Annotated in this window: 13 protein-coding genes; 3 read left to right on the plus strand and 10 right to left on the minus strand. The window is 72.0% G+C overall.

Annotated elements, in window-relative coordinates:
- Positions 1–237 precede the first annotated feature (237 nt).
- The 4 genes from CRYAR_RS03285 to CRYAR_RS03300 form a co-directional block, all read right to left on the minus strand.
- A complete protein-coding gene (locus CRYAR_RS03285; RefSeq protein ID WP_051569682.1) occupies positions 238–2,403 on the minus strand; it encodes an MMPL family transporter in 2,166 nt (721 codons plus the stop codon).
- 83 nt (positions 2,404–2,486) lie between these two features.
- The gene (locus CRYAR_RS48445) at positions 2,487–3,620 is read right to left on the minus strand and encodes a hypothetical protein (RefSeq protein WP_157017309.1); all 1,134 of its coding nucleotides are present in this window, start codon (positions 3,618–3,620) and stop codon (positions 2,487–2,489) included.
- A 61-nt stretch (positions 3,621–3,681) separates the two neighbouring features.
- Positions 3,682–4,104 (minus strand): DUF5709 domain-containing protein, encoded by a 423-nt coding sequence (locus CRYAR_RS03295; protein ID WP_035848394.1) that lies wholly within the window; start codon positions 4,102–4,104, stop codon positions 3,682–3,684.
- A gap of 17 nt (positions 4,105–4,121) precedes the next feature.
- Positions 4,122–4,757, minus strand: coding sequence for a TetR/AcrR family transcriptional regulator (locus CRYAR_RS03300; RefSeq protein WP_035848395.1), 636 nt, complete (start codon positions 4,755–4,757; stop codon positions 4,122–4,124).
- A gap of 43 nt (positions 4,758–4,800) precedes the next feature.
- Between CRYAR_RS03300 and CRYAR_RS03305 the strand changes: the two genes are divergently transcribed.
- On the plus strand, positions 4,801–5,952 hold the full coding sequence (locus CRYAR_RS03305) for an acyl-CoA dehydrogenase family protein (protein ID WP_035848397.1): 1,152 nt from the start codon (positions 4,801–4,803) through the stop codon (positions 5,950–5,952).
- An 18-nt stretch (positions 5,953–5,970) separates the two neighbouring features.
- Here the strand turns inward: CRYAR_RS03305 and CRYAR_RS03310 are convergent, their stop codons facing one another.
- Complete coding sequence (locus CRYAR_RS03310; RefSeq protein WP_035848399.1) at positions 5,971–6,933, minus strand: Lrp/AsnC family transcriptional regulator; 963 nt, start codon at positions 6,931–6,933, stop codon at positions 5,971–5,973.
- Between the two features lie 134 nt (positions 6,934–7,067).
- Here CRYAR_RS03310 and CRYAR_RS03315 point away from each other — a divergent pair, with 134 nt between their 5' ends.
- Both CRYAR_RS03315 and CRYAR_RS03320 read left to right on the plus strand, forming a co-directional pair.
- Positions 7,068–8,573, plus strand: a complete 1,506-nt coding sequence (locus tag CRYAR_RS03315; protein ID WP_035848401.1) for an MFS transporter — start codon at positions 7,068–7,070, stop codon at positions 8,571–8,573.
- A gap of 89 nt (positions 8,574–8,662) precedes the next feature.
- Positions 8,663–10,771 carry a methyl-accepting chemotaxis protein gene (locus CRYAR_RS03320; protein WP_035860367.1) on the plus strand — a complete coding sequence of 703 codons (2,109 nt, stop codon included), beginning with the start codon at positions 8,663–8,665 and terminating at the stop codon, positions 10,769–10,771.
- A gap of 16 nt (positions 10,772–10,787) precedes the next feature.
- On the opposite strand, the gene CRYAR_RS03325 is transcribed toward CRYAR_RS03320, so the two are convergent.
- The 5 genes from CRYAR_RS03325 to CRYAR_RS03345 all read right to left on the minus strand — a co-directional run bounded on the left by CRYAR_RS03325 (position 10,788) and on the right by CRYAR_RS03345 (position 14,473).
- The gene (locus tag CRYAR_RS03325) at positions 10,788–12,041 is read right to left on the minus strand and encodes an RNA polymerase sigma factor (RefSeq protein ID WP_035848403.1); all 1,254 of its coding nucleotides are present in this window, start codon (positions 12,039–12,041) and stop codon (positions 10,788–10,790) included.
- The gene (locus CRYAR_RS03330; RefSeq protein WP_035848405.1) at positions 12,038–12,406 is read right to left on the minus strand and encodes a YciI family protein; all 369 of its coding nucleotides are present in this window, start codon (positions 12,404–12,406) and stop codon (positions 12,038–12,040) included. Before CRYAR_RS03330 ends, CRYAR_RS03325 begins: the two co-directional genes overlap by 4 nt.
- Positions 12,394–12,951, minus strand: coding sequence for a DUF998 domain-containing protein (locus CRYAR_RS03335; protein ID WP_051569685.1), 558 nt, complete (start codon positions 12,949–12,951; stop codon positions 12,394–12,396). The genes CRYAR_RS03330 and CRYAR_RS03335 overlap by 13 nt, the downstream gene beginning before the upstream one ends.
- 92 nt (positions 12,952–13,043) lie before the next feature.
- Positions 13,044–13,652 (minus strand): nucleoside/nucleotide kinase family protein, encoded by a 609-nt coding sequence (locus CRYAR_RS03340; protein WP_035848406.1) that lies wholly within the window; start codon positions 13,650–13,652, stop codon positions 13,044–13,046.
- Entirely contained in the window at positions 13,649–14,473 is an 825-nt protein-coding gene (locus CRYAR_RS03345) for a PfkB family carbohydrate kinase (RefSeq protein ID WP_245620383.1), read from the minus strand. The genes CRYAR_RS03340 and CRYAR_RS03345 overlap by 4 nt, the downstream gene beginning before the upstream one ends.
- Position 14,474: the final 1 nt, after the last annotated feature.

Consider the following 14,474-nt stretch of genomic DNA (forward strand, 5'->3'; position numbering starts at 1 on the left):
ATCCGCACGCTAGCCCTGCGGTGAAGACCGCGATGCCCCGGTAGCGGTGTTCGGGCGAACCTCCGTACCGCTCGGTTGAATCGTCCCGAGGCGCCGGGCGGAACGCCCGGGTCGACTGGTCGCGCAGCTGATCGGGTTTCACCGTGGTCACGGCCAGAATGGAGCCACAGGGAGCACGACCAGATAACCGCACGACGACGTCGGCCCGGTGCGAGGGGTACCGGGCCGACGTCCGTGTCAGACCGTGGCCGGCTCGGGTTCCGGGGCCACCGGCGGTTCGACCGGTTCCGCGTGCGGCGCCACCGGTGGCAACACCCGGTCCAGCCAGCTCGGCAGCCACCAGTTCGCGCGCCCGAGCAGGGCCATCGTCGCGGGCACCAGGATCATCCGCACGATCGTCGCGTCCACCGCGATCGCCACCGCCATGCCGACGCCGACCATCTTCACGGTGACGTCGGTGTCCAGCCCGAACCCGATGAACACCGCCACCATGATCAGCGCCGCGCCGGTGATCACCCGGCCGGTCGAGGCCAGCCCGCGCACCACGCTGCCGTGCGCGTCGCCGGTACGCAGCCAGTCCTCGCGGATGCGCGAGAGCAGGAACACCTCGTAGTCCATCGAGAGCCCGAACAGCACCGCGAACATCAGCAGCGGCACCCAGGTGGACACCGGCACGGCGTGCGGCAGCCCGAGCAGCTCGGCGCCCCACCCCCACTGGAACACCACGGTCATCACGCCGTACGCCGCGGCGATCGAGAGCAGGTTCATCGCGGCCGCTTTCAGCGGAACGACCACCGACCGGAACATCACCAGCAAGAACACCAACGACAAGGCCACGACGACGCCGACGACGTACCAGAGCCGCTCGGAGAGCAGCGCGGAGATGTCGCGGAAGACCGCGGTGATGCCGGTGATCTCGACGCCGGCCGGGAGCACGTCCGCGCGGAGGTGATCGACCAGCTCGGAGGCGCGTTCGTCCTGCGGGCCGTACTTCGGCTCGACCGTGATCACGGCGGCGCGGCCGGACGGGGCGGTGACGGGCGGGGAGACGAGCGCGACGCCGGGGTCGGTCGCGAGCCGCGCGGTCAGCGCACCGAGGCTCGACGCGGGCACCTTCGTCAGGTCGACCGCGACCAGCAGCGGGCCGTTCGCGCCCGCGCCGTACTCGGCGGCGATCAGGTCGTAGGCCTGCCGGGTGGTGTTGCTCGTCGGTTGGCTACCGGCGTCCTGGGGCCAGGTACGCATCCCCAGCATCGGCGCGGCGAGCGCCACGAGCACCGCGAGCGCGACCAGCGCCCAGGGGAGCGGACGCCGACCGACCCGGGCCGCCCATCGGGCGGTCACAGCGGTGGGTGTGACCGGTTCACCGGCACTGGCCGTTCGCGCGGTCGTGCTGGGGGCGGCGTGGTTCTGATCGTGGCGGTGAGAGCGGGGGAGGGCACGACGGCCGGAGAGGGCACAGAGCGCGGGCACCAGCGTGATCGCGGCGATGACGACGACCGCGACCACGAGCGCGGTGGCCGATCCGAACGAGCGGTAGATCGGGAGGCCGGCGAACGTGAGGCCGAACAGCGAGAGCAGCACGGTCGCGCCGGCGACGACGACCGAGACGCCCGCGGTCGCGGTGGCGGTGGCGGCGGCCACCCGGGGTTCGAGCCCGGCGCGGACGCCCTCGTTGTAGCGGGTCACGAGCAGCAGGGCGTAGTCGATGCCGACGCCGAGGCCCACCATCGAGGCGACGGTCGGGGCCGTCGTACTGACGTCGGTGACCGCGGCGAGCAGCGTGATCGTCGCCGACCCGATGCCGAGCCCGACGAGCGCGACCGCGATCGGCAGCCCGGCCGCGACCACGGAGCGGAACGCCAGCAGCAGGATGACGAGCGCCGCGACCACCCCGATCGCCTCGGCGACACCGCTGATCGCCCCGATGTTCTCGGCGACCTGGCCGCCGAACTCCACCTGCAGACCGCGGTCGAGCGCGGGCTTCGCGGCGTCCTCGAGCGCGTCGACGCCCTCGGTGCCCTGGAAGTCGGTGACCGGAACCGTGTACGTGAGCGAGAAGAGCGCGGTGTCGCCGTCCGCGGACAGGCGGGGCGGGGACACGGTGCCGACGTGGTCGAGGGCGGTCAGGCGCTGGGAGAGCGTGCTCAGCAGCGCGGGGTCGAGGTCGTCGCCGTGGACGACGACCCGGGCGTCGGTGCCGGAGACCGACGGGAACGCGCGCTCGAGCAGGTCGATTCCGCGTTGGGACGGCGTTCCGGCGACGTGGTAGTTGTCGTGCGTCGTGCCACCGGCGATCCCGGCGACGGCGAGTGCGGCGACGAGTGCGGTGAGCCAGACGGCGACGGTCCGCCACGGGTGAGCGGCTGCCGCACCGCCGACGCGGTACAGGAAGCGGGACATCGGTGAGTACCCCTTGGTGCGAGATGGTGTCGCGGAGACGTTCTCGCGGGGTCCTTCACAGCGACTTGTCGCTCACTTGGTGGCTAGCTGGTCTTGAACGTGAAGTAGGCCGTGCAGCCGTGCATCTGTTTGGTGTCCCAGTCCATGATGCAGACCTTCGCGCGGCCGGTGGAGCCCTCGGCGTAGTTCTTGTTGCAGGCGCCGATCTTGCCGTTGCCCATGGAGTTGGCGCACTGGCCGGAGCGGTTGCCGAGCTCCCAGAAGACGACGGCGGAGTGGCTGTCGCCTTTGGTGTCGTAGACCCACCAGAGGTCGCCGTAGGTCTGGTAGCAGCCGTAGCCGCCGACGAGTTTGGCCGAGCACGGGCCGGCGCCGCGTTTTCCGGACTTGGCGACGGCCTTGTCGATCTCCGGCGCTTTTTTGGCCGGGGCTTTGGTGGCGGGCGGCTTGGTGGCCGGGGCCTTCGTGGCCGGGGCCTTCGTGGCCGGGGCCTTCGTGGCCGGGGCCTTGGTGGTGGGGGCTTGGGTTTTCGGGGCCTCGGTGGCTTGCGGGGCCTCGGTGGGTTGCTGGGGTTCGGTGGGGTCCGTGCCTTCGGTGCGAGGTGCCGGCTCGACCGGGGCCTCCGACGTGGTGGCGCCTTCCCCGGGGTCCGTGGTGGGGCTGCCGGTCGTGGCCTTGTCGGAGTCGCGCTGGGGGCCGCTCGGGGCGGACCCCGCTTCGGGGCCGGCGTTCGACTCGGCGCCGAGCTGGGGCGGGTCGGAGGCCACCGGGCTGGATTCCGCGCGGAGAAGTTCCGGGTCGGTGTTCGGACGTAACGCGAGCGTCGTCGTGACTCCGGCCACCACGACGAGCACCGCCGCGATCACCCCGACCAGCACGGCGATCCGGGTCCGCCCCCGCGCCGGCGCCGGGGCCGACCCCGTCTGCGCCAAGAAGTGCGGCACCGGCGGCAGGCCCCCGGCCTGGGGCGGCAGCGCGGGCAGGGGCGGCGCGGGCCGGGGCGGTTCCGGCGGCCGCGCTCCGCCCTGAGGCGGCGGTGCCGTCAGGGCTGGCTCCGGCAGTGCCGTCAGGGGCGGCTCCGGCGGTGCGGCGGGGCGCAGGTCGAGCAGCGGGGCCGGCGGGGTGTCGTCGGCTTGGGGCTGCGGCGGACGCCAGGCGACGGACTGGTTCGGAAGCGGGGGCGTCGACCAGCCGGGCACCGGGTCTTCAGGCTGCACCCGCGTCACGCTACCGCCCAGCCGTCACTTGTCGCCCCTCCGTTAGCAGACCTTTAAGGCGTCAGCGGCCCTCGTCGACCACATGGATCGCCGCTTCCTCGGCGCTGGCACCGGCCCCGTCGACCCCGGCGTCGACCGCGTAGGCCTCGGCCTCCTCGTCCTCGTGCGCGCCCTCGTCGGGCTCGACGAGCCGCCCGGCCCGCTCCTGCGTCGTCGAGCCGAGGTCCGCCGGAACGTCCTCGTCCTCGTCGTCGTACTCCGCGCTGACGTCGGGCTCCTCCTCGGCCAGCAGCTGGTCGAGGCTCTCGCCGCGGGCCTGCTCCTCGGCCGTGGTGCCGAACCGGTCCGACGCGCGGTACCGGTCACCGGCGTCGACGCCCCGGTCGAGCACGTCGCTGCGCAGGTCGTCGTCGTCCAGGCTGTCAGCCGGGTCGAGCACGCCGTCGTCCTCGGCGTCGTCGATGTCGGGCCGGGTTTCGCTCATGACGATCCTTTCGCGGATTACGGTCGAGCGGATCGTACGACCTGCTCGTGCAGCCGGCTCAGCCCGTCCAGGAAGGCCGTGAGCGCCAGCTCGAAGCTGTCCCGGTCGATCTCTTCGTGGCCGGCCAGCAGGTGCGCCTGGCTCAGGTTCGGATACCGCCCCACGTACACCTCGACGTCGTCGGCGAACCCGCCGGAGAACGACGTCATCGCGGCGCCCACCACGAGGTACTTCGTCGAAGCGCCGATCATCGTCGCGTAGCGCGGCGGCCAGCCGGCGTTGGTGAGGCCGCCGTGCACGGCGTCGGCGTGCATCAGGGCTTGGGGGCGGCGGCCGGGGGAGTGGGCCAGGAACGGCACCAGGTTCGGGTGCGCGGCCAGCGCCTCCCGGTAGGAGCGGGCCCACACCGTGAGACCGGTGCGCCAGCCCGCACTGAACCCGCTGGTGTCGACGCCGGCCAGCACGTCGTCGGCCAGGTCGGTGAGCAGTTCGTCCTTGGTGGCCAGATACCCGTAGAGCGAGGCCGCGCGGACGCCGAGCTCGGCGGCGAGGCGACGCATCGACAGGCCGTCGAGACCGTCGCGGTCGATCATCGCGAGCGCGGCGGTGCGAATGCGATCGCGTGTCAGCAATGGGCTGCTGGGGCGGGCCACAGGGGTTAGCCTAGCGGCTAACTAACACTGTTAGGAGAACGCCGTGGTCGACTTCGCTCTCTCCGACGAGCAGCGCGCCGTCCGGGACTGGGTCCGGACCTTCGTCCAACGCGAGCTCGTGCCGCTGGAGCCCGAGGTGCTCCGCCGGGAGCGCTCCGGCGAACCCGGCATCAGCCGGGAAGAAGCCCGCGCGCTGCAGTTCAAGGCCCGCGAATCGGGTTTCTGGGGCATTCTGACGCCCGAGGAGTACGGCGGGATGGGGCTGGGCGCGATCACCGCTTCGCTCGTCGAAGGCGAGCTGGGCCGCACGTTCGTGCCGTTCCGGTTCGGCGGCTCGGCCGACAACATCCTGTTCCACGGCAACTCCCGGCAGAAGGAGCAGTACCTGCTCCCCACGATCGAGGGGGAGCGGATTTCCTGCTTCGCGATCACCGAGCCGGGCGCGGGAAGCGACGCGCGCGCGATCCGGACGTCGGCCCGCCGCGACGGCGACGACTGGGTGATCAACGGCGAGAAGACGTTCATCACGCAGGGCAACGAGGCCGACTTCGTGATGGTGTTCGCGGTGGCCGACGAGGGCGTCACCTGTTTCCTGGTCGACCGGGACATGGGCTGGAAGTCCGAGCCGATCCAGACCATGGGCCAGTGGGGCCCGGCCGCGCTGGTGTTCGACGACGTGCGGGTGCCGGCCGAGAACGTGCTGGGCGAGGTCGGCGGCGGGTTCGCGCTCGCGCTGCAATGGATCGGGCAGGGCCGCTACCTGCTCCCGTCGCGCGCGATCGGGTCCTGCGAGCGGCTGATCGAGATGGCCGTCGCCCAGGCCAACTCCCGGACGACGTTCGGCGAGCCGCTGGCCGAGCGCCAGGCGATCCAGTGGATGATCGCCGACTCGGCCGTCGAGCTCCAGGCGTTACGGCTGCTGGTGCTGCACGCCGCCTGGCAGGTGGAGGCCGGCCAGGACTCCCGCCAGGCCCAGTCGATGGCCAAGCTGTACGGCGGCGTGAAAGCCAACGAGATCGTCGACCGGGTACTGCAGATCCACGGCGGCATGGGTTACACCCGCGAGCTGCCGATCGAGCGTTGGTACCGGGAGCTGCGTCTGCTGCGCATCTACGAGGGCACCGACGAGATCCAACGCCGCACGATCGCCCGCAACATCCTGAAGGGCCACGTGCCGGTCGCCGCCGACTTCTGAGCGCTGGGGCGCCAGTTGTCAGGGGAGTAGCGTGCCCTCGCGCTTCAGGGTCCGGACGATCGGGTTGGTCTCGATGTGGTTGATCGCCGGGATCGCCGCGACCTTGCTGGTCAAGTAGCCGTACAACGCGGCCACGTCTCTGCACACCACGCTGGCCACCAGGTTCGTCGAGCCCGTGGTCGCGGCGACGAACGGCACCTCGGGGTGGCCGGCCAGGGTTTCGGCCGCCTCGACCATGCCGTGGGGCGCCACCGACAGCCACATCATCGCCGCCATCTCCAGGCCGAGTGCCGAGCCGGGTACGTCGACCTCGAAGAAGAGCGCGCCGCTGCGTCGCAACTCGGTGAGCCGGCGGCGGACCCGCGTCTCCGACCAGCCGGTGGCGGACGCGAGTTCCGGTAGCCCGGTGCGTCCGTCGCGGGCCAGTGCGGTGACCAGCGCCCGGTCGCCCGGCCCGATGTCCGGCACCTCCTCGTAGGGATCTCCGGCCCACGGCGGTAGCAGCGCGGTCACCTGGTCCTCCTCGAGGACCTGCACTTTCCGGAGGAACGACTCGGTGCCGCCGAAGTACATGTGGATCAACGCGTGGGCGCTGATGCCGACGATCCGCGGCGTCCGGTGGAGTTTGCCGAGCAGCAGCGCGTCGGTGTCGGCGCGGGAGCGGGAGCGGGTGACGCAGCTGATCTCCGTGCCGCCGGACGTCAGCCGCACCCAGGCGGTGTCGGACCGGCGGGCCAGCGCCTCGGCGATCGACAGCGCCGCGTCGGGCGTGCACTGCACCCGCAGGTACCAGGACACCGCCCCGATCCGCCACGTGTTGAGATTCCCGATGATGCGGACGTTCTCCTCGGCGCGCAGCCGCCGGTAGCGCCGCGCCACGGTCTGGTCGGAGACGCCGAGCACCTGGCCGATGCGGCTGAACGCCGCCCGGCCGTCGACCTCGAGCGCGTGCACGATCTGCCGGTCCAGTTCATCCAGCACGGGGTGAGGGTATCCGGCGGAGAAAGCCGGAGAATGTCGAGATCCGGCGCTCAGAGGCGTCCTGGATGGCGAACCGGGTGGTGGGCGGCGAAGGTTGATCCCTGCAAGGGCATCGAACCAGAGGACACCGAGACATGCGTAAGTGGCTGCCACTGATCGCCATCAGCCTGGGCACCTTCATGCTGCTGGTCGACGTCACGATCGTGAACGTCGCCCTACCCGACATCGCCGCTGACCTGCGCACCGGCCTCGGCGACCTGCAGTGGGTGATCGACATCTACGCGCTCGCGCTGGCGGCGCTGATGCTCGGTGTCGGATCCGCCGCGGACCGGTTCGGACGCAAGCGGATCTACCTGATCGGCATGGTGCTGTTCGCGCTCGCGTCGCTCGGTTGCGCGCTGGCCGACAGTTCCGGGGCGCTGATCACCGCGCGTGCCATCCAGGGCATCGGCGGCGCCGCGATGTTCGCGACGACGATCGCGCTGATCAACACGGCGTACACCGGTAAGGACCGGGGCATCGCGTTCGGGGTGTGGGGCGCGATCAACGGCTTCGCGGCCGCGGCCGGCCCGATCATCGGTGGCCTGCTCACCGAGCAGTACGGCTGGCCGTCGATCTTCGTGGTGAACATCCCGATCAGCGTCCTGGCGTTCGTGGTGGCGCTCCGGGTGATCCGCGAGTCGAACGACCCCGCGGCGAAGCTCGACCCGGTCGGCGTCGTCACGTTCACGGTGGCGGCCTTCGCGCTCACGTACGGCCTGATCCGCGCCGGTGAGGACGGTTGGACGGCCGCCCCGGCCCTGACCGCGTTCGCGGTCGCGGCCGTCAGCCTGACCGTGTTCGTCGCGGCCGAGCGGACGCGTGCCTACCCGATGCTGGACCTGTCGCTGTTCAAGCGGCCCGCGTTCACCGGGCTCATGGTCGCGGCGCTCGCGGTCAACATGGCGGCGTTCAGCGCGATGGCGTTCGCGTCGCTCTGGTTCCAGTCGGTGCTCGGGCTCGGGCCGATCGCGGCCGGTGCCGTCTTCGTGCCGCTCAGCCTCGCTTCGCTGGTCTGCTCGATCCTGGCCGGCCGGGTGCTGCACGACCGGGTCGCGCCGGGGCTGGTCATCGGCGGCGGTCTCCTGCTGATCGGCGTCGGCAGCGCGCTGCAGGCCCTGGTCGACGGTGATTCGTCGTGGACCGTGCTCGTCCCCGGCTTGATCGTGACCGGCGTCGGCGTCGGCGTCGTGATGCCGACGCTCTCGGCGGCGGCCACCGCGGCGGCGCCCCGCGAGCGCGGCGGTATGGCCGGCGGCACCGTGAACACGTTCCGGCAGCTCGGGCTGGTCCTGGGCATCGCGATCCTGGGCGGTGTGTTCGCCGGCCGGGTCGAGAACGTGGTCGGCAACCGACTGCCCGACGCGCACCGGGTGGCCGACCTGCTCACCGGGGGCCAGGCGCGTGCCGTGACCGGTGCCGCGCCGGCCGAGCAGCGGGCCGCGGTCGACGAGATCGTGCACGCGGCGTTCGCGTCGGGCCTGCGCTGGTCGTACCTGCTGTGCGCGGCGGCCGCGTTCATCGGCGGCGTCCTGACGATCGTGTTGACGCGTTCACGCAAGCCCGCGACCACCCCGGAGCCGGCCCCCGCCCCGGTGTGAAGTTGTAAATCGGGAGCACTTAGGTCAGGGGCCCGGCCGCCGATCGGTGTCGCATGCCGTCCTTCGTCCGAGCGTTCTCCGGTCTGCAGATGAAGCACCGACTACTCGCCCTCGGAGTGGGCGGCGTCGTCACCACGGCGATCGTGCTGGTCATCGTCGGTGCCTGGCAGACCAACGCGTTCAGCGAGCACGCTCGGGAGAACGTCTCGGCGTTGACGACGGCCGACCTTGACCACGTCGCCCAGGGCGTCGACCGGCTGACGACCACCGCGGGGAGCGGGATCCAGGCCCAGGTCAACCGGGGGATGACGGTCGCGCTGGCCGAACTCGGCCAGCGCGGCGGCGTCCGGCTCGCACCGGCCACCGCGAGCTGGACCGCGACGAACCAGACCACCCAGGCCAAGCGCAGCGTGACGCTGCCCAGGCTGCTGGTCGGCGGCACCTGGCTCGGCCAGAACCGCAACCTGAGCGTCCGGACACCGCTCGTCGACGACATCTACGGCATGGTCGGCGGCACCGTGACCGTGTTCCAGCGCATGAACAGCGCCGGTGACCTGCTCCGCGTCGCGACGAACGTCAAAGCCAAGACCGGCAACCGCGCGATCGGCACGTTCATCCCGGCCACCGCGGCCGACGGCACACCGAACGCCGTCGCGTCCGCGATCAAGAGCGGCAAGCCGTACCGAGGGGTCGCGAAGGTCGTCGACACCTGGCAGGTCAGCGCCTACAACCCGCTGAAGAACTCCGCCGGCCAGGTCATCGGCGCGATCTACGTCGGGACGCCGCAGTCGGAGGCGACCGCTTCCCTGCGCGAGGCGATCGCCGCCACGAAGGTCGGGGAGAACGGCGGCGTGACGGTGTACAGCACGCTCACCGCCGACAAGGGTCGCGTGATCGCCGCGACCGACCCCGACCGGGTCGGCGCCGACGCGCTGGAGGACAAGGACGCGGACGGCAACGCGTACGTGCAGGACATCATCGAGCGGGCGACCGCGCTCGAACCGAACCAGACCACGAACGTGTTCTACCGCCTCCCCGGTATCAGCACCGACACGCCCGCCCGGACGCAGGTCGCGGTCTCCTACTACGCCGCCTACGGCTGGGCGATCGAGGTCGCGTCCTACCTGCCCGACCATGCCGCCGCGATCGACGAGATCAACTCCGGCCGGTCCACGATGCTCTGGGCGTTCGTGATCGCCGGCCTCCTGCTGGCGCTGGTCGGCGGCGTCGTCGCGTGGGTCTGGGCCCGCAGCATCTCCGCACGGATGGAACGGCTGACCGCCTCGATCGTCGGACTGTCCCGCCGCGACCTGACCGTCGACGTGTCGGTCGACGGCGGCGACGAGATCGGCCGGATGGGCACCGCGCTGCGGACCGCGATCACCGAGCTGCGGGGCCTGCTCAGCGGCATCAGCGGAGCGTCGCTCGAGGTCGCGGGCGCGGCCGAGCGGGTGACGGTCGCGGGAAGCGCGCTCGCCGGCTCGTCGACCCGGGCCTCCGAGCAGACCGGCGACGCCACCCAGGCCGCGGCCGCGGTCAGCGAGAACGTCCAGCTGGTCTCCGAGAGCTCGGAGCAGATGGGGGCGGCGATCGCCGAGATCACCACCAACGCCCAGGAAGCCGCCGGTGTGGCCCGGGAGAGCGTCACGCTCTCGCAGCAGGCCGGCGAGGTCATCGCGAAGCTGGGCGAGTCGGGGAACCGGATCGCCGAGGTGGTCAAGGCGATCAACGGGATCGCCGAGCAGACGAACCTGCTGGCGCTGAACGCGACCATCGAGGCGGCCAGGGCCGGCGAGTCCGGCAAGGGGTTCGCGGTCGTCGCCAGCGAGGTCAAGGACCTCGCTCAGGAGACCGCGCGCGCCACCGAGGACGTGACCGCCAGGGTCGAGGAGATCGCCGCCGACACCCGGCTGGCCGTCACCGCGATCGAGGGCATCTCGGAGTCGATCGCCCGGGTGAACGACTTCCAGACCGCGATCGCGGCGGCGGTGGAGGAGCAGACGGCCGCGACCGGCGAGATGAGCCGCAACGTCAACGTGGCCGCCGACCGCAGCAACGAGATCGCCCGCAACCTCGGCGAGGTGCTGAACACCGTCGACACGACCCGCAACGCGGTACAGGACTCGCGGCAGGCGGCCGAGGAGCTGAACGCCACCGCTCGTCACCTCACCGAACTGGTCGCCCGGTTCACGCTGTGAACGGCGACGCGCGGCGTCAGCCGCCCGGCTCGAGCGTGGCCGCGCGTTCCTCGAACAGGGCCCGCTCGACGTCGTTGCGGGTCAGTTCGGCGGCCCGGCGGAACGCGGCGGCCGCTTCGGCGGCGCGGCCGAGCTGAGCCAGCAGCTCCCCGCGTACGGCCGGCAGGTGGGGGTAGCGGCGCAACTCCGCCGCGAGCGCGTCGGTGATCGCCAGGCCGCGGGACGGGTCGCCGGCCTTCCCCACCGCCACCGCGTGGTTCAGCCGGACGACCGGCGAGGGGCGCACGTAGGCCAGCACCTCGTACAACGCCCCGATCCGGGGCCAGTCGGTGTCGGTGGCACGCAGGGCCCGCGCGTGGCACGCCGCGATCGCCGCCTGCAGCGTGTACGCCCCACCGCCGAGCGACTCGGCCCGCTCCAGGGCGGCCAGCCCCCGGCGGATCAGCAGCCGGTCCCAGCGACGCCGGTCCTGGTCGTCGAGGAGCACCGGACGCCCGGCCGCGTCGATCCGCGCCGGGAGCCGGGAGGCCTGCAGCTCCATCAGCGCGACCAGCCCGTGCACCTCCGGCTCGTCGGGCAGCAGTCCGGCGAGTACCCGGCCCAGGCGCATCGCCTCCCGGCACAGCGCCGGACGGGTCCAGTCGGAGCCGCTCCTCGCCGCGTAGCCCTCATTGAACACCAGGTAGAGGACGCCGAGGACGGCGCCGAGCCGTTCGGCGGTCTCGGCCGGCGTCGGCATCGAGAACTCGACGCCGGCCGCGCTCAACGTCCGCTTCGCCCGCACGATCCGCTGGGCCGCGGTGGCCTCCGGGATCAGGAACGCCCGCGCGATCTCGTCCGTGCTCAACCCACCGAGCAGGCGCAGCGTCAACGCGACCTTGCCCTCGGTGGAGAGCACCGGGTGCGCGGCGGTGAACATCAGCCGCAGGAGGTCGTCGCCGATGTGGTCGTCGAGGTCGTCGACCAGGTCGTCGGTCCGGTCCCGCTCCGCCACGACGTCGGCGCCGAGCACCGCGAGTTTCTCCGCGTACCGCTGCCGCCGGCGCAGCACGTCGATCGCGCGGTGTTTCGCGGTGGCCCGCAGCCACGGGCCGGGCGCATCCGGAACACCGTCGCGCGGCCACTGTTCGAGCGCGATGACGAGCGTGTCCTGCGCGAGCTCCTCGGCCAGCCCGACGTCGCGGACCAGCCGGGCGATCCCGGCCACGACGCGGGCACCCTCGATGCGCCAGACGGCATCGAGGGTGCGGCGCACGTGGTCGTCGGTCACGGGGCGGGGAAGTCCTCCGGGCCGAACAGCTTCAGGACGTCGACGTCACCCTCCCAGCCGGGCCAGAGGTCGCGGTGGACCTTGAGGAAGCGCGACGCCCACTCCACCGCTTCCTCCTTCGCGTTGACCTCGTAGATCGCGTAGCTGATGACCTCCTTGGACTCCGCGAACGGACCGTCGGTGGTGGTCAGTTCCCCGGCGCTGAGCGACACCCGGGCGCCGGCGGAGCTCGGGGCGAGCCCGGAGTTCTCCAGCAGGGAGCCGGACTTCGTGGCCTCCTCGCCGAGAGCCATGATCGCGGCCATCAGCTCCGGCGGGGGAGGGGTCGTGGAGTGGGTACCGCGGAGCAGGGTCAGATAGCGCATCGGATTTCCTTCCAGAAGAGGATCGAGAGCCAGGCGGACGCGAGGATCACGGCGGCGGTGAACGCGAGCAGCGCCCAGCCCGCGCCGCCGGTGGCGGCCATCGCGACGAACGTGACGCCGAACAGGGCGCCGGTGAAGCGGGAAATGGCCCCGCGGACCAGGAAACAGGCGGCTACCAGCCCGATGAAGCCGATGCCGCCGCAGACGAAGTGCAGGATGCCGTGCGTGGTGACCTCGACGGTCTCGGGGGTGCCCACCGGGAAGCCCCGCCCGGGGTCGGCGGTGAAGATCCCGGCTCCGATCAGGCCCGCGCCGTACAGCGCGATCCCGGTCCGCACCCACCGGACCCGTAGCCCGAGCGCGCCCAGCACGGTCAGCGCTCCGGAGAGCACCAGGTTCGCGCGGTGGATCCAGCCGAGGTCACCGTTGGCGAGCTGGCTCCAGGCGTGCCGCGTCGGGTCGAATCCGTCCCGGGTCGCGGCCTCGATCAGCGAGACCCCGACGTAGAGCGGGCCGGCCGCGAGTCCGGCGTACCCCAGCTTCATGCGTGTCCCTTCGAGAGGGGGCCGGTTGGCGGCCCTTCACTCTGTCTCTCGAACGGGGCGGCACCGGATCGACACGGCCGGGCGAATTTCTTTCAGAGCCGGACGACGCGGTCGGCGTGCGCTCGCGTCGACGCGATCAGATCGGCGTTGCGCTGGTCGGTGCCGTGGCTCCAGGCCCGCGCGGCCGCGGGCTCCTTACCGAACGCGATGTGCCGTGCGACCAGGCGTTCCAGCCGCACGTCCTCGTCCACCTCGAGATACCAGACCTCGTCGAGCAGCCCGCGCACGGCGGCCCACGGCCCCTCGTCGACCAGGAGGTAGTTGCCTTCGGTCACCACCAGCGGAACGTCCGCGGGCACCGGGAGCGAACACGCGATCGGCTCCTCGATCTCACGCGCGAAGTACGGCGCGTACACGAGTTCGTCGGCCGGGTCGCGGAGCCGGCGCAGCAGTGCCGCGAACCCGGCGGCGTCGAACGTGTCGACGGCGCCCTTGCGATCGCGCCGCCCCAGCCGGATCAGCTCGGCGTTGGCCAGGTGGAACCCGTCCATCGGCACCAGCACCGCCCGGGGCCCCAACGCGGCGACGAGCTCCGCGGCGAGCGTCGACTTGCCCGCTCCCGGCGCCCCGGTGAGGCCGAGGACGCGCCGCGGGCCGGCGGCCAGCTCCCGCGCCCGGTCGATCAGATCGGAAGGGATCACAGTTGCTCCAACCACGCGCGCGGCCCGGCGACCGAACACCGCAACGCGGCGATCCGGGCTCCGTGCTCCAGCGCTTCTTCGAACGACGCGCCGCGGGTCAGCGCGTACGCGAACGCGCCGTGGAACGCGTCACCGGCGCCCAGGGTGTCACGCACGTCGACCGACGGTACCGGTATCCGCCCGGAACGTCCCTCCGACCACCAGGACACCGGATCCGGTCCCCTGGTCACGGCCACGTGCGTCACGTCCAGCGACTCGGCGTCCGGAAAAACCGCCGAACACACCGCGTAGTCGACGTGGGGCAGCAGCTCGGTCAGCACCGGCTTCCAGCTCCCCCCGTCGAGCACGACGGTCGAACCCGCGCGGGCGGCCGCGAGCGCGAGGCGGGGATGGTGCCCGTCGACGAGCACGACGTCGGCGGCCGCGACGAGTGCGGGCAGGCCGGCCGGCGGCTCCGCCGGGTTCGCCGCCCAGTGCGCCCCCGCGTTCACCGACGACACCTGCCGGTCACCGGTCGCGTCGATCACCTGGATCGCCGAGACCGGAGGTGGAGCCGTCACGTCGGGGGCCGCGTCGACCACGGTCACGCCGTGCTGGGCGAGTTCGTCCGCGGCGTACCGGGCCAGGGGATGGCCGCCGAGCGCTGTGACGAGCGTCGCGTGGCCGCCAAGGCGGGCAAATGTGACGGCTGCGTTTGCGGCGGGGCCGCCCGCGGAGATCTCTTGACCGAGGGCGGTCACCTTCTCGTTCGGCCCGACCAGCCGTTCCAACCGGTGGACCACATCGACCGTGGCGATCCCGACGAACACCCCACGTGACACA

The sequence above is a fragment of the Cryptosporangium arvum DSM 44712 genome (assembly GCF_000585375.1).
GTDB lineage: Bacteria > Actinomycetota > Actinomycetes > Mycobacteriales > Cryptosporangiaceae > Cryptosporangium > Cryptosporangium arvum.